This window comes from Haloferax sp. Atlit-6N (assembly GCF_003383195.1).
GTDB lineage: Archaea > Halobacteriota > Halobacteria > Halobacteriales > Haloferacaceae > Haloferax > Haloferax gibbonsii.
Genome location: NZ_QEQJ01000002.1, coordinates 602,325 through 621,313, shown reverse-complemented (window position 1 = coordinate 621,313; position 18,989 = coordinate 602,325). Strand labels below are relative to the sequence as shown.

16 protein-coding genes and 2 pseudogenes are annotated in these 18,989 nt (G+C 53.8%); 9 read left to right on the top strand and 9 right to left on the bottom strand.

The features are described 5' to 3' along the window. A pseudogene (locus DEQ92_RS12355) lies at positions 1-115 on the top strand (IS630 family transposase); the annotation flags it as partial. 581 nt (positions 116-696) lie between these two features. Here the strand turns inward: DEQ92_RS12355 and DEQ92_RS12345 are convergent. Continuing rightward, a complete protein-coding gene (locus DEQ92_RS12345) occupies positions 697-1,605 on the bottom strand; it encodes a beta-ribofuranosylaminobenzene 5'-phosphate synthase (protein WP_115820870.1) in 909 nt (302 codons plus the stop codon). An 87-nt stretch (positions 1,606-1,692) separates the two neighbouring features. Here DEQ92_RS12345 and DEQ92_RS23225 point away from each other — a divergent pair, with 87 nt between their 5' ends. Next, positions 1,693-2,460 carry a non-canonical purine NTP pyrophosphatase gene (locus DEQ92_RS23225; protein WP_147299493.1) on the top strand — a complete coding sequence of 256 codons (768 nt, stop codon included), beginning with the start codon at positions 1,693-1,695 and terminating at the stop codon, positions 2,458-2,460. Positions 2,461-2,694: 234 nt separating this feature from the next. Here the strand turns inward: DEQ92_RS23225 and DEQ92_RS23220 are convergent, their stop codons facing one another. From DEQ92_RS23220 to DEQ92_RS23210, 3 genes are all read right to left on the bottom strand, one after another. Further along, a complete protein-coding gene (locus tag DEQ92_RS23220; protein WP_147299492.1) occupies positions 2,695-3,249 on the bottom strand; it encodes a hypothetical protein in 555 nt (184 codons plus the stop codon). Between the two features lie 20 nt (positions 3,250-3,269). Then, positions 3,270-4,055 carry a hypothetical protein gene (locus DEQ92_RS23215; protein ID WP_147299491.1) on the bottom strand — a complete coding sequence of 262 codons (786 nt, stop codon included), beginning with the start codon at positions 4,053-4,055 and terminating at the stop codon, positions 3,270-3,272. Between the two features lie 192 nt (positions 4,056-4,247). Beyond that, the gene (locus tag DEQ92_RS23210; protein ID WP_147299490.1) at positions 4,248-4,568 is read right to left on the bottom strand and encodes a hypothetical protein; all 321 of its coding nucleotides are present in this window, start codon (positions 4,566-4,568) and stop codon (positions 4,248-4,250) included. A 505-nt stretch (positions 4,569-5,073) separates the two neighbouring features. Here DEQ92_RS23210 and DEQ92_RS12335 point away from each other — a divergent pair. Beyond that, a complete protein-coding gene (locus tag DEQ92_RS12335; protein ID WP_199522909.1) occupies positions 5,074-8,682 on the top strand; it encodes a TraM recognition domain-containing protein in 3,609 nt (1,202 codons plus the stop codon). A gap of 57 nt (positions 8,683-8,739) precedes the next feature. On the opposite strand, the gene DEQ92_RS12330 is transcribed toward DEQ92_RS12335, so the two are convergent. Then, positions 8,740-9,654 carry an NAD-dependent epimerase/dehydratase family protein gene (locus tag DEQ92_RS12330; RefSeq protein ID WP_115820868.1) on the bottom strand — a complete coding sequence of 305 codons (915 nt, stop codon included), beginning with the start codon at positions 9,652-9,654 and terminating at the stop codon, positions 8,740-8,742. A 133-nt stretch (positions 9,655-9,787) separates the two neighbouring features. Between DEQ92_RS12330 and DEQ92_RS12325 the strand changes: the two genes are divergently transcribed. The 3 genes and pseudogenes from DEQ92_RS12325 to DEQ92_RS12315 form a co-directional block, all read left to right on the top strand. After that, complete coding sequence (locus DEQ92_RS12325; protein ID WP_199522908.1) at positions 9,788-10,321, top strand: hypothetical protein; 534 nt, start codon at positions 9,788-9,790, stop codon at positions 10,319-10,321. A 222-nt stretch (positions 10,322-10,543) separates the two neighbouring features. Continuing rightward, a complete protein-coding gene (locus DEQ92_RS12320) occupies positions 10,544-10,744 on the top strand; it encodes an antitoxin VapB family protein (protein ID WP_115820881.1) in 201 nt (66 codons plus the stop codon). A gap of 14 nt (positions 10,745-10,758) precedes the next feature. After that, positions 10,759-11,136, top strand: a pseudogene (locus DEQ92_RS12315) (PIN domain-containing protein); the annotation flags it as partial. 49 nt (positions 11,137-11,185) lie between these two features. Here the strand turns inward: DEQ92_RS12315 and DEQ92_RS12310 are convergent. Further along, positions 11,186-11,635: a hypothetical protein gene (locus DEQ92_RS12310; RefSeq protein WP_115820866.1), complete on the bottom strand. Its 450-nt coding sequence runs from the start codon at positions 11,633-11,635 to the stop codon at positions 11,186-11,188. 244 nt (positions 11,636-11,879) lie between these two features. On the opposite strand from DEQ92_RS12310, the gene DEQ92_RS12305 reads away from it, so the two are divergent. Then, positions 11,880-13,454, top strand: coding sequence for a NosD domain-containing protein (locus tag DEQ92_RS12305; protein WP_158547628.1), 1,575 nt, complete (start codon positions 11,880-11,882; stop codon positions 13,452-13,454). A 149-nt stretch (positions 13,455-13,603) separates the two neighbouring features. Here the strand turns inward: DEQ92_RS12305 and DEQ92_RS12300 are convergent, their stop codons facing one another. From DEQ92_RS12300 to DEQ92_RS12290, 3 genes are all read right to left on the bottom strand, one after another. Next, positions 13,604-14,137: a cupin domain-containing protein gene (locus DEQ92_RS12300; RefSeq protein ID WP_233516859.1), complete on the bottom strand. Its 534-nt coding sequence runs from the start codon at positions 14,135-14,137 to the stop codon at positions 13,604-13,606. A 165-nt stretch (positions 14,138-14,302) separates the two neighbouring features. Continuing rightward, a complete protein-coding gene (locus tag DEQ92_RS12295) occupies positions 14,303-15,277 on the bottom strand; it encodes a winged helix-turn-helix domain-containing protein (protein WP_115820864.1) in 975 nt (324 codons plus the stop codon). A 1,174-nt stretch (positions 15,278-16,451) separates the two neighbouring features. After that, positions 16,452-17,633: a Cdc6/Cdc18 family protein gene (locus DEQ92_RS12290; RefSeq protein WP_158547627.1), complete on the bottom strand. Its 1,182-nt coding sequence runs from the start codon at positions 17,631-17,633 to the stop codon at positions 16,452-16,454. Positions 17,634-18,351: 718 nt separating this feature from the next. Here DEQ92_RS12290 and DEQ92_RS12280 point away from each other — a divergent pair. Together DEQ92_RS12280 and DEQ92_RS12275 are read left to right on the top strand one after the other, a co-directional pair. Further along, a complete protein-coding gene (locus DEQ92_RS12280) occupies positions 18,352-18,552 on the top strand; it encodes an antitoxin VapB family protein (protein WP_115820861.1) in 201 nt (66 codons plus the stop codon). Further along, positions 18,549-18,944 carry a type II toxin-antitoxin system VapC family toxin gene (locus tag DEQ92_RS12275; protein WP_008096052.1) on the top strand — a complete coding sequence of 132 codons (396 nt, stop codon included), beginning with the start codon at positions 18,549-18,551 and terminating at the stop codon, positions 18,942-18,944. Before DEQ92_RS12280 ends, DEQ92_RS12275 begins: the two co-directional genes overlap by 4 nt. The last annotated feature ends 45 nt before the right edge of the window (positions 18,945-18,989 follow it).

Genomic DNA, 18,989 nt, shown 5'->3' with positions numbered 1-18,989 from the left:
ACAGCTTCAAGCAGCTCTGAGTAACCGGTTCTTCGACTCACTTGACGAGCTAACAACAGCGATTGATACTGCCCTTGAGCAACTTTCAGTTCCAAAAGTGAGTAATTACTTCTAACGACTACTATAGCTAGGAAGCCGAACGAGCTAATTTCGACCGTATAAGGCGGTCAATGAGAGTTGATAAGTTCGAGAATACTGGTTCAACGGCTCTGTTGAAATTCGTAGATCCTGACAGAGCCCGTGTGACACAGACAGAGGGTGAGTTCAGCAACCACCTGCTGTTGTATTCACGTTGGCTCGGCTTATTTACCCGAGATTGAATGTGGAAATTTTACCGATCTACACGTGTTGTCAGTCGCTCGTACCCGCCTCGGTAACTCAGGTAGTACGCAACCGGGAGAGCCACAATCATCACTGGGCCGATGAAGAGCAACTGTGTGAACGGGTCAGGCGGGATGAACAGCCCGTCTATCAATTGTGCAAAGAAAAGGACACCCAGAACGGTCGCCACAAAACGAGCAAATGACGATTCAAGCACATTACACATATACAGTTCATCCGATTATCAACCTACCTGCATCGAACCATCCAAAAGGTTCGTCTGTAATCAATCTCGCCTGACCGACTTGCGCTCTGTATTCAGCACGGCTTCAGCAAACTATCAGCGACTGAGGGTTTCAACAGAGCCTCAAAAGACTATGAGAATTTAGCGCCTCGATTCATCGCTCTGGTTTCAATGGTTTTGATGCCGCCATAGGGTACAGATATTGGATCTGGAGATATAGCAAAAACAGCGGGCCCCAAAGATGACATTCCGGCCGCATACCCTCTATTTTTGAGTTCTTCAATTATCGATAGCGAATCTGGTTGTCGCTGTAGTTCTCTCTTTTTGAATCCGACCTCCTGAATCTGTTTGATTGAATCTCTAAATAAGCCAAAATCCGATTCTGCAACACTAGGTAAAAGTCGCATCAAAATAATATGCGAAAGTTGTTGTACTTCAGAGATAGGAATTGGGCACTCATCATTAAACACTGAGACCTCATCAGAGCCATATGCACCAGTCGAATCAGGAATTAGTATTTTGATATTCCAATCAGGGAAGTCCAATCGGGAAATCACTGGTGGAGGCGAGACAGATGAAGCTGCAGATGGAAGAAACCCACCTTTTTCATTTAGGTCATGGCCGCCATCTAATACAAATCCCCCCTTCTCAAACACAGCAGTCCCAATTCCAGATGTCCCCCCTCGTCCAACAACCTCAGCTACTTCGGGGGTAGAGAGCTCCAAGTTGTTCATTCTCGCAACCGCAAAGCCAGCAGCTAAGTCCATTTGGGTGCCAGAACCTAGCCCCTTATGTTGAGGAATCGTTTCTTTGATACTAATCTCAGCCGGCTGAATATTATATCGGTCTATTACTGCTTCCGCCGCGTTTTTTGCTCTTTCTCGCATTGGCCCATGGACTTTCAAACAAGCCGACTCTTCAACTTCCAGCGTCACACCAGGATAGTTTATTCCAAGTCCGATTCCGCCGTCAACACGACTTGACTTCGAGTTTAAATCAATAAGTCCAAAATGAAGGCGACTACCCGTTTCTATTCGCATAAGAGTCCCTTGGGGTTGATAATCAAAAAGGTGGGGAACCAATTTATAAACGGATGCTCAACCCACAGATAACATCAGTGTACAAGTATGTCTGAAGACAGTATACTCCTCCCTCTCATAACCTCTAGTAGCAGGAAATTCGACCACTTTCGATACCTATCATATCGAAATAAGTTGGAAGAAGAGCACGGAGTTGAACTGGTCTGCGTACCGTTAGAGTATAAAGAGATCCAGTCTGACGATATGGAATTATTGCTATCTGAAGCAATAAAAAGAAATGTGTTCGACGAAATTAGAGACACATTCTTTCTTATAGAACAGACTTCAGTGTTTTTTGACGCAATGGATGGTCAGGGGCCTGGTCAGTATTTCAAGAAGTGGTGGAATACCAAGTCAGAAGAGGACCTCAAATTGAAATTCTCTCAGAGTAATGGAGCGACGATAGAATCGGGATTGGCCCTGAATATCCCGAACCATGGCCCGTTAATATTGACGAATAGACAGAGAGGAAAGATAAATCTAGACGGGAAGATTAGGGAAGAAAACGAGAGATTCTCTTGGCTGAGTGCAGATGATTTTAACCTATATTTCACGCCAAATGGTGCAAACAAAGTTTATAATGAGATGCCAATCAAGGATTTCTTAAAATATGATTTTCGTCGCCCAATATTTGACCAAGTCTGTCAGAGAATGGGTGAATATGCAGCTGTCATTAACAGTGGTGTGTCAAAAGATCGGATAAAGACAATATTAGAATTTGCTACACGAGAGACAATACGTAAAGATAGTAATTGTTTTGAGTTGGTAGCAGAGGATTCTAAGCAGACACAGATAGATGATTCTAGATTTCTATAATTATATGTGTTAGATGTCTTCGTCTGTTGGAGATAGAAGTTAAAACGTGGTGCTCTTGGAAGACAGCAGCGTCAAGGCTGACTCCCCGAGGATTTTTGTCATCGCACTCGGCAAATTAAGTTTTTCTTGATTGATTCTAGCACATCCGCAGACAGTGCAGTCCTCATCGCAAACTAGGTGCATCAGTACGCCGTTTGAGGGCGGCGACTTTATGTTTCACATCAATTTTTTTGACTATAACTCAGAAAGCAACTCTGTGATTTTTGATTCAAATGTACCAATATCACCCGTATTTTGAAGCTCAATATTAGAATATTCTTTTATCGCTTGGTTTATGCCCAAACATTCATCGATACTTTCTTTTCTTTCGAACTTCAGATTAGAGTTATCGATCGAGTTGCTTCGGTTTTCATCAATACGACTTTTACGGACTGATCGAGGGGCAACTATGGTAACGACAACTATTTTAGGTAATTCACTCAGCATGAACCGAACTCCTTCTGGCTTCCGTAGCCCGGTTATTACTGCACTGCATCCAGTTATTCTAATCTCTTTGACTATCTCTTGTGCAACACCAGTTCCATCAGTGGTTTCAAGATAATTCATTATATTGTCTACAGAATATTTCTTATTTTGATCTTGTAAGATATTCTGGAAGACATCGCTAGCCTCTATATGTGTGAAATCAGAGACCTGCTCAATAATTTTACCTGCTGTTGTTTTTCCGGAATTTGTTTTCCCAAGAATGATTATATGGTTTATTCCAGACGCATCAGTGTCAAAGCTCATCTTACTCAGTTTGGAGTTAGTCATTGCGAATGTGGCTTATCTACAGTTGCTTCATCACGCGAGAAAGTTTCGGGGACAGATCGAGATAGGTCTTCACTTTCCCATATGGCATCAAAATGGTCTTGCAGGTTTTCAAATAGATGCCCGTGGTCTTCTACCAGAAATATAGGCATATTTCGGCTTTTATTTCGGACCGTGTATGGTCCCCAAAACATCTCGTCATCAATACGAAATATTGTAACAGACGGTAGGCACTGGTATAGACGAATATCGAAATTGTACTGTTCATTCTCCCGTAACTCTTGGGTCTCGTCAACGAAATTCTTCACATCATTATATATTTTATCAGGCCTATTCCCTTCTTCTTCATCACGCTGCTGAGCATACGTGTGGTTAACTCCCATAGGATAAGTTGGATCAATAAGTAGCACCCTTACATCAACAGTAGTAGCCCAATTTTCAAATTCATCTCCAAAGTCCTCTCTAAAAGTTTTCAATCCGAACCCGAGGATATCGATCGACTCATTAACATCATCCAGTTTTTTCGCATATGTATCTTTTATTTTCGGACCCCTTTCATCAAAGGCATCTGTAAGCCCAAAATTAGTAAGCATTCTGACAGTCTTGGTCCTGTCTTCCGATATCCACACATATAAAAAGAGAATCCATCCCGCTGCGCCTGCTGCGATTAGTGAGGTACCGATAGAAATAGCAATTGTTCCGCCGAAAGATATAATTACAACTCCTATGAGAAAAATGACTGCGTGAGCTGCGACGTATAGCCAGTGGGTTGGAGATAGCTTCATTTAATCTAGACCTCATTTGCGAAAAAATCGCTCATAAAGTATAAAATGCTAGCTCCTGAGAGGTTCATGATGTCGCTCGATGTCCCAATACAAACACTAATACTGCAGTTAGAAGTGCTCCAAGAGTCGATTAAATAAATGCCATTCATGTACACATCGATTCTTAACTGAGTCGCAAGAATACTCTCCGAATCAGTAGAGTGAATCTGTATCTGACTCGGAACGTCCATTTCTTACGACAGTGACGCCTGCTACGGCTAAAACTAACCCAAAGACTATGGAAACCACTCCAAGAAGTGTCTTGAGGCTCCCCGAGACTGCGCTGAATCCGTTGCCTGCCACCAAGTCTCCCCATCCAGTTAGGGCGAATCCCAGCGGGGCGACACCTATCAAGACCATCGTCACCCCGAGAAAAATATCTCCGATTCGCCTCTGATTCATACGGAATGAAACAAGCCGCTTTTGCTTGGCTCTTTCCCTGAACTCACCTTCTATTCTGAGCGATTCAGTCAACTCTCACCGGGGGCTGAGTCCATGCCCTACTTGCGCGCTGTATTCAGCACGCCCTCAGCAAACTATCAGCGACTGAGGATTTCAACAGAACTGGTTCAACGGGTTTCAAACGGGGGCGGAACGCTCCACATTGAGACGAACAGATACTCAGCAGACGACTGAAAGCGACTCACTCGACTGAATCTGCTTCACTCGACAGTGTCTCCAGCTCAGATTTTGACCTCCTCCCGCGCCTAAAGACGCGGGTATGCGCTCGATTCTGTATCATCGAGTGAATAGTCACGGTCGATGACCAGACAGAACGTCTCCGCTTCGATGAGATCACGCGATTCACTCACCAATTTCCGTGTTGTGTCCTTGCACTCACCAGCGATGCGTGTGTTGTCCACCCACACATGTACTACTGGATATATGTCTAGATTAGTCCCAAATAAGAAAACACTATCGGCCTTCAAACATGTATAAATAGTGAATCTACAGATATAGAAGGCATTATGGCTCTCGAATGGGAGCAACGGTCACTATTCCATCTAGCACCGATCGACGGTTCATACAGCTTTCACCGACTGACGATACGTTCTCCCCTTCGACGGTCACAGCACAGTTCACCCGACTGTACTATCTGTTAGAATCGAACCGCGAGCCAGCCACACTTGAGTGGTTGCTCGTCACTGATGGATCGAACGCAGACACGATCGAGTACGTCCTGAGTGTCGACACTGCACTCGCCCCAGCGATCGAAGCGTGGTGTCGAGAACTCGTTCCGAACTCGTTCGATATTTCGACTGCAACGACAGACCCACTCAATCGACTCTCACCTGCTGGCTCTGATGTTGACCCAGACGACGAAGTCCTCGAACTTGCTGCACTACCACGGTACCGAGCAGTCGAGTTCGTGGGCGTCACAGACCGACGCGAAGACTGGCAAACCACACTCACCGCATACGACGAATTCGACGAGGCACAAACTCGGCTGCCACTCGCAACGGTGGTGAGTACCCTTGCCAGCTCATCGGTTCCGATGGCGCTGCAAATACTCATCACACCGTATCCAGACTGGCGACATCACGCCCTCGACAGAAAACAACGACTCAAACACGGCCGGGATACGGTCTTCCAGCGATTCGCCGAGGACTGGCTTGTGTCGACAGCCCCCGAGAACAACGTCTCTGACTCAGCGGTTCGCTCGCGCGTGGAGGCACTCGGCAAAAAAGACGCACAACACAGTTTTACAGTCACCGCCCGGGCAGTTGCGACGACGACCGACCAACGTGCACAATTACCCGACTGTACCCCAGTCACCACGGCATTTTCGCATCTTAATGGCGATCACTACCGAATCGAAGGTCGCACACACCACGGTGAAGACGCAAAATCGATCTACGAATCACTACGTAATCGCGTCACAATCGACCCAGAACACTCGAAGGTAACTGCGAGACTTCCGTGGACAGAAAATGCCAGTCGTGGACTCGTCATGGATGGACATGAACTCCCGTTGGTGTGTCTCTTAGATGCAGCTACCCTCACGACAAAAGCCCACCGTGGGATCGCCCCCACACCCCCCGACGAACACGGCCTTCCACGCCCATCACGTGACCGACTTGAGAGATATCGAACAACGGGATTCACGCTCGGCTATGCACAGACGGCCGACGGCGATGCCGAAGCCGTCCCTATTTCGCTTCCGCCAGTACTCCAACCACTCCATGTTGGCATGTTCGGCCGGACTGGGTCTGGCAAATCCTCAACGCTCGTTGCGGCGCTTCTCGCGAACCACGCAGCAACGGATGGTGCCGACATCCTCATCGATCCCAAAGGTGACGGGATGGCCGACGACTACCTCCGAGCACACTATGCGAAATACGGCTCACTCGAGAACGTCTACTACTTCGATTGCACAGAGACGCTCCCCGCGCTGTCGTTTTTCGATATTCGCGACCAACTCGATGCAGGTATCGACCGCACAACTGCTGTCGAAGACGTCGTCGACCACTACATCGAGATCCTGATCGGCATCATGGGTCGCGACCGATTCGAACAGGCGGTTCGGTCACCCGACATCATTCGCTATGTTCTCAAAGCGATGTTCGATCCGATTCATGGGTCGAATGTCTTTAGCCATCGTGAGTTCCAGACGGCAGTCGCCAGATTACACGAAACACGCAACCCACCACCAGTGGTTGATGAAGACCTCCAGGCGATGCTCGCAGGTGTCGCCGCCAACTCGAAGCGCTCGTTCGACGAACTCATGCAAGGGGTTGCAAACCGTATCGAGAAAATCCCAATCGATGCACGACTTGCACAGATGTTCAATCATACCCCGGACGACGATCGTGATGCACCGGACTTCGACCTTCGGAGACTCATCGACGAAGACGCAATCATCATTATCGAGACGGGGGGTCTCAGACCGGCCTCACAACGCGTCATCACGCTCGTTATTCTCTCAGCATTGTGGACTGCCCTTCGCCGGCGGACCCGACAAGGTGACGACGAGACAGACCACCCACTCGTGAATCTGTATCTCGAAGAAGCCGCACAGTTATCGACGTCATCGCTCTTGTCTGAGCTCCTTGCCCAGTCTCGTTCGTTCGGCCTCTCGGTTACCCTAGCGATGCAGTTTCCGGCACAACTCAGAGAAGCCAATCCAGAGGCCTATCGCGAAGTTCTCAATAACGTCTCGACGATTATCACGGGGAACGTTGCAGTTGACTCACAGTTCAGTCGGCGATTTGCAACAGCCGAGCTTCCCGAAACAGAGGTGCAAACCCGACTCCGTGCACTTCGTCGTGGCCAGTGGTTCGCAACGCTCCCTGCAGGGTTTGGAGAACCAGAGCCACAGCCGTTCGTCCTCCAGAGCCCACCACTCCCAGCTGGCCACCCAGAAAGTGATTCCCCGTTTTCGCCCGCTCGTGAGACAGCATACACGACAGCACTCGAGTTGTGTACTGCTCGTTCCTCCCGAGCGTATGGGATCGATGTCTCAGGCATTGGCAACCGAACCAACCCAGCACAAACACCCACGCCGATGGGCCACCGCGACTCAGCACCGCTTGATGAGTCCGCAGCGTCGACACACCACGCGACTCCCACGCCCGCACAACCACCATCCGAAGAATCGCCAACAGAGCCATACCCAGATCGGAATGCACCGACACCCGATGCCCGAATCAACTCTGCACTACCCTACACATCGCGTCTCCCATCGATGGTAGTGTATGACCCCGAAGTTCATGCAGTCGTCTGTGATGCATGTTCGACTCGGTACGACCCAACACTCACGGGCATCAAGAATGCTATCGAGTGTTGTCACAGCCTCGAAGCAGTTGACCGGGATGAAATTCCAATCTCACAGCTCCCACTCAAACTCTCGGCAGTCGAACGCGGTAGTAGCGCCTTTACCGACGCACAACTGCGGTTCCTCCAAGCGGTCTACTCTGCACATCAGCGTCGGTTCGATCCCGAATTCGAGTACGACCTCTTGAATGACAGCATGGTTCGCCTCCAAGAATACACCGGCATCAGATATCAGGAGGTGGAAGAACTCATCGATGGCGGGTCTCTCTCGGTCGATTGCACGTACCCGCACAAACTCTATACAGTCACGCCAAAGGGCCGTCGTGCGATTGCAGTTCGCCACCGCGAAGGAATCGCCCATGGTCACCGCCGCGGCGATCTGAGTGAGTCGAGTCTCCACGTCGTCATGGTCGAACTTGGCCGGCGATATCTCGAAGCCCAGTTCGTTGCAAACGATGACTCGGCAGCTGTCGAAGCTGTCGCGTACTACGAACATGAAGGCTCGCGTCTCGATGCGGTCTGTCTTGATGAGCATGGTGACATCGTCGTCACACTCGAAGCTGAGCGTGCGAATCACGATATTTTGACTGCTGTCCCCGAAGATTATGACAAGATGGCTGCGTGCGATCCCGAAGCAGCGGTGTGGGTCGTGAAGAATCGAAGTGATGCACATGAGGTACTTCGCGCACTTAACGAGCCAAACGAGGGCCACCCGCGCGTCGAAAAGACCTATAGTTCGAATTCACCACCATCATCGTTCCAGATTCACCAACCCGGACTTACAGAAATGCGCACGCTACAGGAATTGAAGTAGGATCTAGTTCAACGTTGACCACGAGAGATACTCACTCAGCCTCATTGAATTTCTGACTTACAGATACGGCTCACAGACTCGCTCGACACCTTCTTCGAACGACACCTGGGGCTCCCACCCGGTAGCGTCGTGCATCTTCGAGTAGTCCGCCTTGGTGTCGTGGACGTACACCTCGAAGGGGTTCTCCACATACACGGGCTCGACGTCCGTCCCGAGTACGTCGTTGATCATATCGACCATCTCGTTGAACGAGTAGCTCTCGGCAGTCCCGAGGTTGTAGATGCCCTGCAACCGCTCGTCGGCCGCGAGTTCGATGCCGCGGACGATATCGTCCACATGGGTGAAGTCACGCGTCTGGGTGCCGTCGCCGAACAGCTCCGGCGACTCGCCGTTTGCGATTTTGTCGGCGAACTGCGCGACCGTATTCGCGAACTCGCCTTTGTGTTCTTCTGCGCCACCGAAGCCCTGGTACACCGAGAAGAAACGCATTCCCGCGAGCTGCATGTCGTAGTGGTGGTGGAAGTACTCCGCGTAGCGCTCACGGCCTAACTTCGACGCTTCGTATCCCGTGCGAGACTCGACGGGCATGTCTTCCGGCGACGGTTCCGTCCGCGAGCCATAGATCGACGACGTGGTCGCGTACACGACCGTGTCGCAGCCGTCTTTCCGGGCCTGTTCGACCGTGTTGACGAAGCCTTCGATGTTGACACGGGCACCCTTCGTCGGGTTCTCTTCGTGCATTTTGTACGACGACAGCGCCGCCAGGTGAAACACCACGTCGACGCCTTCGGTCGGGAGGTCGTCGTCAAGGACCGTCATGTCGTGGAACTCCACGTCATCATCCAGATTCTCAGGCGTTCCGAGATAGAGGTCGTCGATTGCAATGACGTCGTTATCCTCCGCAAGATGATTTGCGAGATTCGAGCCGATGAAGCCGGCACCGCCAGTAACGAGGACTCGTTTGCCGTTCATACGTGGTGGCTCTCGCCAAGTGACAAGAACCTATCGTCAATGTGGTGTGAGTCAGACGATGTTCGTTCACCCGTGGGAACCCGACTCCTTAACTAATCAACATATTTTCAGTCCCACCCACGAACTCGTTTCCATGCAACACTCCACTCGCCGGACCGCCCTTCGTGCGTGCGGCGTCGCCGCGCTCAGTTCGCTCGCTGGGTGTTCGGCCCTCCAAACGGACGAGCGGGACGACGCGCCCACGTTTGAACGGCTCGACGTGACGCCGGTGTACGTCGCCGATGGACTGGACCTCTCGATGCCCCCAGACATCGAGACGGTGAGCGAACCGTACAACGCCGACTTACTCGTCCTCCCCGACGACACGAACACGAACGCCACGCAGGCGGTCGAGTGGCTGACCGACGACCGAGTGCTGGCACTCCTCGGGGAGAACGCTGAAACAACGTGGCTGTCGTGGGTCCGGAGCGACGCGTTCAACGACGTGTTCAACACGCAGGGATACAGCGAGAGCGACCCAGACCCATCACTCGTCGTTGCTGCAAAAGTCGGCCTCACTACCACGACGTCTCGGTACTCCTGGGGGAGCGAACCAAGCACTCGCGACGTTCTCGACGCACTCGACGACTCACTCGTTGCGATTGAAAAACGGACGCCGATAGGATGACCCAACTGACCCCCACCCCTCGAACGAGTGATAGATTGGCGAACATCGGATGTAGACTGCCTCGATCGAGTGAACAGCACATCAGGAGCGCGAAGACGAACAGTGGGATGAGACTCGACCGGAACGTGAGACGTGACGGCGAGGCCGCCAGATGGCCACTGTCGCAATCCAACAGTGGCGGCTTCCTCAACCGCCTTCTGTCTGCATACCCAATGTATGCGCATGAGCACATCAATCTGCGTCTCTGACGAGACGAAGGCGAAGCTGGCGCGGCTGAAGCGTGAAGACGAGAGTTGGGATGAATTCCTCGACCGGTTGGCGAATGAGAGATCGAGAATGAATGCCGGTGCGTGGAACGGAACTGACAAAGCCGAGAAGGCGCGCGAGGCGATCAAGCGTTCCCGAGAGAGCTTCCAGCAGTAACCGTTCTCGATTCGTCGGTTATCATCGATTACCTCGATGGTGTTGCGGAAGTCGTTGATTTCGTCGATGACCAACCGACGTTGGTCACTTCCAACATCTGTATCTCTGACGTTCTCGCTGGTGAAGTGTTCTCAGCGGCTGAGACCGATCTTATCGGGGCGCGTGAGAACTTCGGCCGAGTCACCGCTCTTGACTTCTCCGAAGCGGTCGCGTTTGAAGCTGCCCGTATGCAGAACCGCCTTCTCGAATCAGGCGACTCGATGTCACCACGTGACCTCATGATTGCAGCTATGGCTCGATCTGAAGGAAAGGAACTGGTCGTCTCAGATGCTGACTTCGATACAGAGGGGATTCGTGAGATCCTCACTGTCCGGCGGTTTGGGCCGTATTAGTCTCTGGACAGTGCTTGCGCACTGTCTTTCGCCCGCAACTCTCCCGGTGTCAGGTTCGGGGTTCGTCGTAAAAATTCACAGAGAGCCTGAAAAACCCGGTGTAGGTGACTGTGTATTCGATGTAGGGCTTGTCGTGAACTGCTCTCGTTTCGAAGTTTAACACGTCAGATAGCGTCAGCGCCACCTGTTCACCGGCTGTCGATGTGACTCGAATCCCGTACCGTGCGTTCTCATCCATCCACGGCTCTTCAAGCACCGTGGAGGAGTCGCCGTCGTCAGCGTCGAGCGCACTGAGTGTAACGGGTGTGTCGTATATCGGGTCCGTTCCATCCAGGATCTCCACTGTGAACTCGATTGCTTCGTCGACGGCGTTGTCTGTGAAGATACCGTCGAGTTGGTATGTGACGAACGGTTCTTCGACCGTTTCGAGGGTGCTACACCCGGAAAGAGATGGTATCCCGACTGCAGAAGCAGTTCCAAGGAAGGTGCGGCGGTTCATACTGTTCGATCATGTCTACTGAGTGTGAATTTTTCCATCGTCTGGACCAAGCCGCGGCCTGTCTGCAGCACCAACAAAATCAGCACCAGCGTCGACGAGTTCACGCATACTGTCTAGGCCGACTGATAATAATGCGGTGACACTGACCACTCCCACGCGGATGCGACGATTACTTGCGACAGTCGCCGTCGTGACGGCCCTCGTAGTGGCGTCGACGGCGGCTCCCACAATTAGTACGGCACAGATGTCTCACTCACAGTCGATCACCGAGTGTACCACCATCACCGACCCCGGTGTCTACACGCTCGGGACCGACATCACGAACGCCACCGCCAGTCCCTGTCTCGACATCGAATCGAGTGCTGTCGTCGTCGACGGGAACGGTCACACCCTGACCGGTGACGGCGACGGTGTCGCGGTCAACGCGAACCAGACCGAAAGCCGGACTGCAGACGGCCACGCGAACGTCACCGTCCGCGACCTCACCGTCGACTCCTGGGGGACCGGCCTCAACTTCGTCTTCGCGCCGAACGCGACGGCGACTGACCTCACGGTGACCGAGACAGCCATCGGCGTCCAGGTTGGCTCGCTCGACACCCGGCCGGGATACGAGACCGCTTCAGACGGAGCGATGGTCAGGAACTCGACCTTCGAGCACGTCGAGAGCGCGGTCCGCACAGCGGGGTCGAACCGAATCGAAGTCGTCGATAACGCGATCACGACCTACGAGACGGTTGGCATCCGCCTCGATACCGTCAACGACGCCATCGTCAGCGGGAACGACGTGGTCGCGACCGCCGAGTCGGGAGACGCGATTCAGGTCCGCACCTCGGATCCCGCGGTGAACGACGGCAGTTCCGACAACGTCGTCGCGTCGAACCGCATCGTCAACGGGGCGATCACCGTCGAACACGCGTCCGATGACGTCACGAACACCCACCTCGTCGACAACGAGGTCGTGAACGGCTCGATTGCGGTCGGGCTGGCCCGCGGCGTCCCGACCCAGACGCGCGTCGCGAATAACACGCTCACCCACAGCGACATCACCGTCTCGTTCGCGTCGGCCGTGACCATCGAAGACAACGTCCTTACCAACCCCGGTACGGGGCCACGCGGGAGCATCGCCCTCCGAAACGCCGGGTCGAACACCGTCCGGAACAACACGATTTCCGGGGCGGGAACCGGAGTCGTCATGAGCCAACTCGCGACGGACAACACGATCACAGCCAACACGATTACCGACACTGACGTCGGCGTGTCGCTTCGGGCGAACTCGTACAACAACACCATCGAGGGGAACACGCTTGCAGACAACGCAATCGGCGTCGAGATCTCCTTCGTCGACTCGACTGATGACCGCGCGAACGACATTCGCGGGAACGACATCATGAACAACACGGACGGCATCTTCGTCAGGGCGCTCGACCGCAACCTCGTCGTCGAGGGCAACGACATCCAGCACAACGAACACGGCATCACCCTTCGGGCGTCGGCAGTCTGTTCGCCCACGGCCGAGGGCGCTGCATTCGTCGCCGTCCACCACAACCGCATCGCCAACAACACCGCGTACGGTGTGTTGAATCAGAACGCCGACGTGGTGAATGCGACGTCGAACTACTGGGGTGCGAGCGACGGGCCATCGAGCGCCGCGGACGTGGACGCACCGTTCGCGGACCCGGTGACGGGGACACTCGCGAACGGCAGCGGTGCAGCCGTCTCCGAAGACCCGAACAGCGCGGGCCAATCGAACGTTCACTTCGACGCGTGGCTCCAGCAGGCACCCGAGGACGTGGGTGCGGGGAACCAATCAGCAGCGTAACGAACTGTGCCCCACGGCGTCCCCGCTAACGGGTCGCCACCGCACGCCAGTTCCCGAACCCACACGACACAGCACGGCGCCCGGCCGAGTTCGCAATGCCCGCCGAGCATGACTCAAACACCCGACGCTGGATACGCAGGACCCAGCGTCTAGTCACAGGCCACTGGAGGCACGAGCACCGTCGCCGGCGCGCCGGCTGGCACGCCGAGGAACGTCGCGTAGGCGACGGCGATGTCGCGCTGGCTCGGATTCGACGCGATGTGGATGTTCCCCTGTCCGGGGTCGATGAAGGCTTCACCCGCCGAGTAGGTCCGGGTGATGCAGTCGCGCTCGTTGATGAGTTCGAGTTCGCCTTCGACGACGCTGACGATGACCGGTCCGGGGTGGGTGTGCCAGCCCGAGGTCCCCTCGGGGTCCCACGTCACCTTCGCGAAGACTGTCGTCGACGCGTCCCGTGGCAAATTAGAGACGATGGTTCTGTCTCCATCCTCGTACTTCAGCCGGAACGTCGCGGCAACTTCGTCGGGGAACGTGGCGTGCCCTGCGAGGAGTTCGACGGTAAAGCCCACGGGGCTGTCGACGTCGCGGTCTGCTTTCGATTCGCCGTTGTGATCTATCGGGTCGGCGGCAACGGGAACGCTCATGCCGAGCGCGGCGACGGTCAGGGCACTGGCTTTCAACACGGTCCGGCGCAACACACCGTCGGGCTGTTCAATCGCGCTTCGTCCAACCGGTTCGAATCTGGTCATGTCTCCTCGTGAGTACTGACGGCGTCTCAGGGCATATATGTAAGCTGAATTATATTTCTATCCAGGATCGGACTGGAATTCAGTAGCCTAAGCCAGCGGTCATGACTGTTCCCGAGAGAGTCTGTGAAGAGTTGTGACTGCCCCCTTCTCGTCTAGGGTCGCAACCAGTCGGTCTCCGTCGGCCTCGAGGACCAGCTCCAGTTCGAACGGGGTCTCCGAGAGAACGGTCTGGCGGTGGACTAATTCCAGTTCGATCAACAGCCAGTCGTACCAGGGGTCGTAGGCATGATCTTCGAGGAAGACGAGCACTCGCGGCTCGGTGAGCAAACAGCGGTTGCTCGGGATACTGAATCGCTGGCGACAGACGTCACAGACGATGTCGTACTGGACCTCGAAGATGGTGTCACACGACACACAGCGGTGACCCGGGTCCACGTGGTGGTCCCGACAGACGTGGGGCGTCGCGCTCGTGGTTCCGGTACAGTCGGGACAGACGCCTTCGATTGCGGACATAATCTGGTGTTTCACCATGACGTCGAGTGCCCGGTAGAACTCCGCGGGGTCCCGACGGCGAGTACCGACTGGCGAGAGCGATTCGGTCAGGCTCAACGTCCCATCGAAGCCGGTGCCACCGAACGCTCCTTCACACTCGGTGCACCTGATCGCGAAATATCCACGGGTCAGCTCCGTGTTGCACTCGAAGACGGTTTGTCCCCCACAGAGTTCACACGGCTTGTCGTTCGGGACGGCGTCGAACACGAGTTCGTCGGTGAACGCGCCGGCGAGGATGGCGCTGACCACACGCTCGCCCTCCCGTCGGAGAACATATCCGTTTGCGACGTGGTGGACGAACCGGCCGAGGAGGGGCTTGAGGTGGTAGTTGAACTGCGAACCGTCCCGCATCCCGAGCGTCTTTCGTAACGCTGAGAACGTCATCGGGTGCTGCGGAACGTGTTCGTCGAGACGCCGGTGTTCCCAGAGCGCGAAGAGGATCGCGAGCCGCGTCTCGTGGCCAAGAATGGCAAACGCCCGCTCCGGTGTCGGTCCGTATTCCGACGCTTCGTCGGCGGTCATACTGGCATTCCACTAGGTGCCAGCGGTGGTTAACAATTGTTAACAAGACTCAGTCGTGAGTTCCCTGGGTCGACTCGCGCGCTCGGTTCGGAAGCCACTACTATTAGTGTCACCGAACCAATCAATGAACGTCTGGTCCAGGAAGATCCGTCAGGTGCCGGGTTCGGAAGTGCAGTCGGCAGAGAGACTGCCGAACAGGACGCACCGCAGGGGCACCGAGACTCAGGTTCGTCGACCACCGGTTCCGACATCCTCGAATCGATGGGCTACACCGATGGGGGCGGTGGATCGTCGCTTCTCACGTCGACAGTGAAATCGTTCCTGTGGGTGTGTCTCGGTATACTTGCAGTTGCCGCACTGCTCGCGTTCATCTTCGGATAATGGTTATGGTGAAACGTTGGCCTGTGGGCAGAGTGTCGAACGTGTTTGCTAATCGTGCGGCGTTGACGAGACGCCCTGTGTCTCGTTCGCCCACATGATTGCTCTCGTGAACGCTGTATTCCCTCCTTACTCACTGCCTTCGGTCGCTCCTTGAGGAAGGAGGCTTAGCGCTGATTTTCAGCTAATCTGCACCCCAGCATAACGGGTTGAGCTATATCGCACCACCCTCCAATGTGTTCCGTGTGTTCTGGTTCTTTATACGACACCCACACACCGTTTTGCAAGTGTTCTTTCTCAATTCGAAACCTGCTCAAGCAGCCAACTCCGGTTGTGCTTGTAAGGGTTTTCCATTGACATCCTCCCCGCCCTGAAGGGCGTGGATTCCCACGGCACCGCACCGCTGGGTTGGGATGTTTAAGGTTCGTAGCCCCCCGGTGTGGACAACTACTGGCTGTGCCAATCAGCCGTTACTCCTATCCCGTGAGGGATTCAGAGATACTTGCTTTCTGCACCCCGTGTTCCGGCACAGAAAGGGGGTGCTTTCTGCTTGGAATCGGGGAATCCCGATATTGTCCGATTAGTAGGGCGGGCGTGCCGCCTCGGATAGATGTTAGTACCCTGACTGACTACTTAAAAACAGCCGTTCAACACGTCGAACACCGTATGTGGAAGGGGTGTCGGATTCATCCCCGCGCTGAAGCACGGGGCTTTCTCCTTGACTTTCCGTAAACACTTGCAAAACGGTGTCCCTGAAGATATAGCTGAGTAGCCGCACACGAATTTGCGTCCCTCGTTACGACAGTCGTTCGGAGACGACGTCATACACGAGGTCACTATCGACTGCAAGTGAGTATTGATAGAATTGTCCTCCTGCTCGGCCGAGGTTCTTCCGTTCTTCAGTCACAAACCCGAGCATAGTCAGATCTCCCACATGGTCTCTGATACGCGACTCGCCGAGTGGACGGCGTCCGTAGTGCGTCGCAATTTCCTCGTACACCGAAACAATTGATTTGAGCCGAGTTGGTGTCTCACCACTCCGAGCGAGGCTCGCAACCGCGTGTAGAACCATCAGCCCACTGTCGGTCAGGTCGGTGACCCCGTCCCGAATACGACCGCGTTTGACTCGCTCCTTTGCGTGTTCGACGTGGCTAACTTCAACTTCATCTGCTGACGCTTCTTCGGCGACATTTCCCGCTTCCCGGAGGAGATCGATTGCTTGTCTGGCCGATCCCGTATCGCGGGCACCGAGTGCTGCGCACTGCTCGATTACACCATTACCGACGACACCGGATTTCATGCCTTCGCTTGCCCGCTCACGGAGAATCGACTGCAGTTCACTAGCGTTGTACGGCGGAAATCGAATTTCACGTTCCTGAAGCGTATCCTTGACTTTCGACGAGAGGTTTTGTCGGTATGAGTAGTCGTTCGAGATACCGATGACACCGACAAAGCTCGTATCCAAATAGCCGTTCTTGTACGCTCGTGGTAGCTCGTAGAGAATACGGTCATCACCGCCAAGGTAATCGATTTCGTCAATCATCACATAGACCGTCGCATCCAGCGACTCAATCTGTTCGTACAACCGCGACATGACCTCGGAAAAACCGTAGCCGCGGTTCAGTGGTGATTGCCCTGTCTGTGCACGAATCTTGTTGAGGAGTGAGAGGGCCACTTGGTACGACGTCTGATTGCTGCCACAGTTCACCTCGAAGTATTCGATGTCAACATCGCGCTCGGTCGCTGTCTCGACGAGGAGGTTGAGGACGTACTTCGTGACGACAGTTTTTCCGACGCCGGTCTTCCCGTACGTAAGGATGTTTGATGGCTGATCTCCAAAGAGTGAGTCCTCGAGTGCCGTCATGTACTCATCAATCTCATCATCACGCTCGATGGGTACCTCCGGAGAGTAGTTCTCTGAAAACACGTCCTTCGTGATGAAGATGTCTCGTGTTTTTCGGAACTCGTGATGGGTCATTACGCTAAATTCGACATGTCTATTTATAAAACCACCCATCAGAGTGTTCTATATGTTAGTAAATTTCTTATATGTGGAACACACCACTTTCCAAGTGTTATCTGTCGTTCCGTTCTCTGTATCTCGGGCAGAAATAACAGCAGCAAGAACACTTGCAAAACGGTGTGTGGGTAGTATATAAAAGAATAGAGCAGCAAGAACACTTTGGAGGGAGGTTATTTATACTTCGACAAGAGTTGCGGTGTCGCAGTCCGTTCTAGGTGACTACCAATACGATCCTCGCACGAGTTGTGTATCGCTGTTCTGCGAATAGTGGCGTTACATCGCTTCACTCACTAGTTTGTCACTCGATATGTGGTGTGTGGATTCGTGAATCCATGTACAACAGTACCGTTCGTATAGATGCGTCACTTCGTCTGTCTCAGCCAAGCACTTGCAAAACGGTGTGTCCGTCTTGATCAAAATTCTCGAATTGATCGGCGGACGCTGTTCACTTGGCTGCGACGGCGGTCGAGTGGCTGGAAGTCAGTCGGCCGCTGTGTGTTCGCCCACCGACGGTAGGCCCAAAAGACGACGAGTGCCACCGGCAAGACGAACAGTGGGATGAGACTCGACCGGAACGTGAGCCGTGACGGCGAGGCCGCCAGCTGGCCACTGTCGCAATCCAACAGTGGTGGCTTCCTCAAAGTACTTCTGCCTGCATACACAACGTATGCATATGAGCACATCAATCCGCGTCTCAGATGAGACGAAGGCGAAACTGGCGCGGCTGAAGCGTGAAGACGAGAGTTGGGATGAGTTCCTCGATCGACTGGCGAATGAGGGATCGGGAATGAACGCCGGTGCGTGGAACGGAACTGACAAAGCCGAGAAGGCGCGCGAAGCAATCAAGCGTTCCCGAGAGAGCTTTCAGCAGTGACCTTTCTCGATTCGTCGGTTATCATCGACTACCTCGATGGTGTTGCGGAAGTCGTTGAGTTCGTCGATGAACAACCGACGTTGGTCACATCCAGCATCTGTATCTATGAAGTTCTCGCTGGTGAAGTGTTTTCAGCGGGTGAGACGGACCTCATCGGGGCGCGTGAGAACTTCGGGCGAATCACCGCTCTTGACTTCTCCGAAGAGGTCGCGTTTGAAGCTGCCCGGATGCAGAACCGCCTTCTCGAATCTGGCACCCCCATGTCGCCACGTGACCTCATGATTGCGGCTACGGCTCGGTCTGAAGGAAAGGAACTGGTCGTCTCAGATGCTGACTTCGATACAGAAGGTCTCCGTGAGATCCACTCTGTCCGGCGATTTGGGCCGTATTAGTCTCTCTGGACAGTGCTTGCGCGCTGTATTTCGCCCGCAACTCTC

Excerpts from the sequence above, each read along its gene's own strand:
- DEQ92_RS12345 (WP_115820870.1), bottom strand. The coding sequence starts at position 1,605 with ATGCGAATAGAAACGGGTAGTCGCCTTCATTTTGGACTTATTGATTTA.
- DEQ92_RS23225 (WP_147299493.1), top strand. The coding sequence starts at position 1,693 with ATGTCTGAAGACAGTATACTCCTCCCTCTCATAACCTCTAGTAGCAGG.
- DEQ92_RS23220 (WP_147299492.1), bottom strand. The coding sequence starts at position 3,249 with ATGAGCTTTGACACTGATGCGTCTGGAATAAACCATATAATCATTCTT.
- DEQ92_RS23215 (WP_147299491.1), bottom strand. The coding sequence starts at position 4,055 with ATGAAGCTATCTCCAACCCACTGGCTATACGTCGCAGCTCACGCAGTC.
- DEQ92_RS12335 (WP_199522909.1), top strand. The coding sequence starts at position 5,074 with ATGGGAGCAACGGTCACTATTCCATCTAGCACCGATCGACGGTTCATA.
- DEQ92_RS12330 (WP_115820868.1), bottom strand. The coding sequence starts at position 9,654 with ATGAACGGCAAACGAGTCCTCGTTACTGGCGGTGCCGGCTTCATCGGC.
- DEQ92_RS12325 (WP_199522908.1), top strand. The coding sequence starts at position 9,788 with ATGCAACACTCCACTCGCCGGACCGCCCTTCGTGCGTGCGGCGTCGCC.
- DEQ92_RS12320 (WP_115820881.1), top strand. The coding sequence starts at position 10,544 with ATGAGCACATCAATCTGCGTCTCTGACGAGACGAAGGCGAAGCTGGCG.
- DEQ92_RS12310 (WP_115820866.1), bottom strand. The coding sequence starts at position 11,635 with ATGAACCGCCGCACCTTCCTTGGAACTGCTTCTGCAGTCGGGATACCA.
- DEQ92_RS12305 (WP_158547628.1), top strand. The coding sequence starts at position 11,880 with ATGTCTCACTCACAGTCGATCACCGAGTGTACCACCATCACCGACCCC.
- DEQ92_RS12295 (WP_115820864.1), bottom strand. The coding sequence starts at position 15,277 with ATGACCGCCGACGAAGCGTCGGAATACGGACCGACACCGGAGCGGGCG.
- DEQ92_RS12290 (WP_158547627.1), bottom strand. The coding sequence starts at position 17,633 with ATGACCCATCACGAGTTCCGAAAAACACGAGACATCTTCATCACGAAG.
- DEQ92_RS12280 (WP_115820861.1), top strand. The coding sequence starts at position 18,352 with ATGAGCACATCAATCCGCGTCTCAGATGAGACGAAGGCGAAACTGGCG.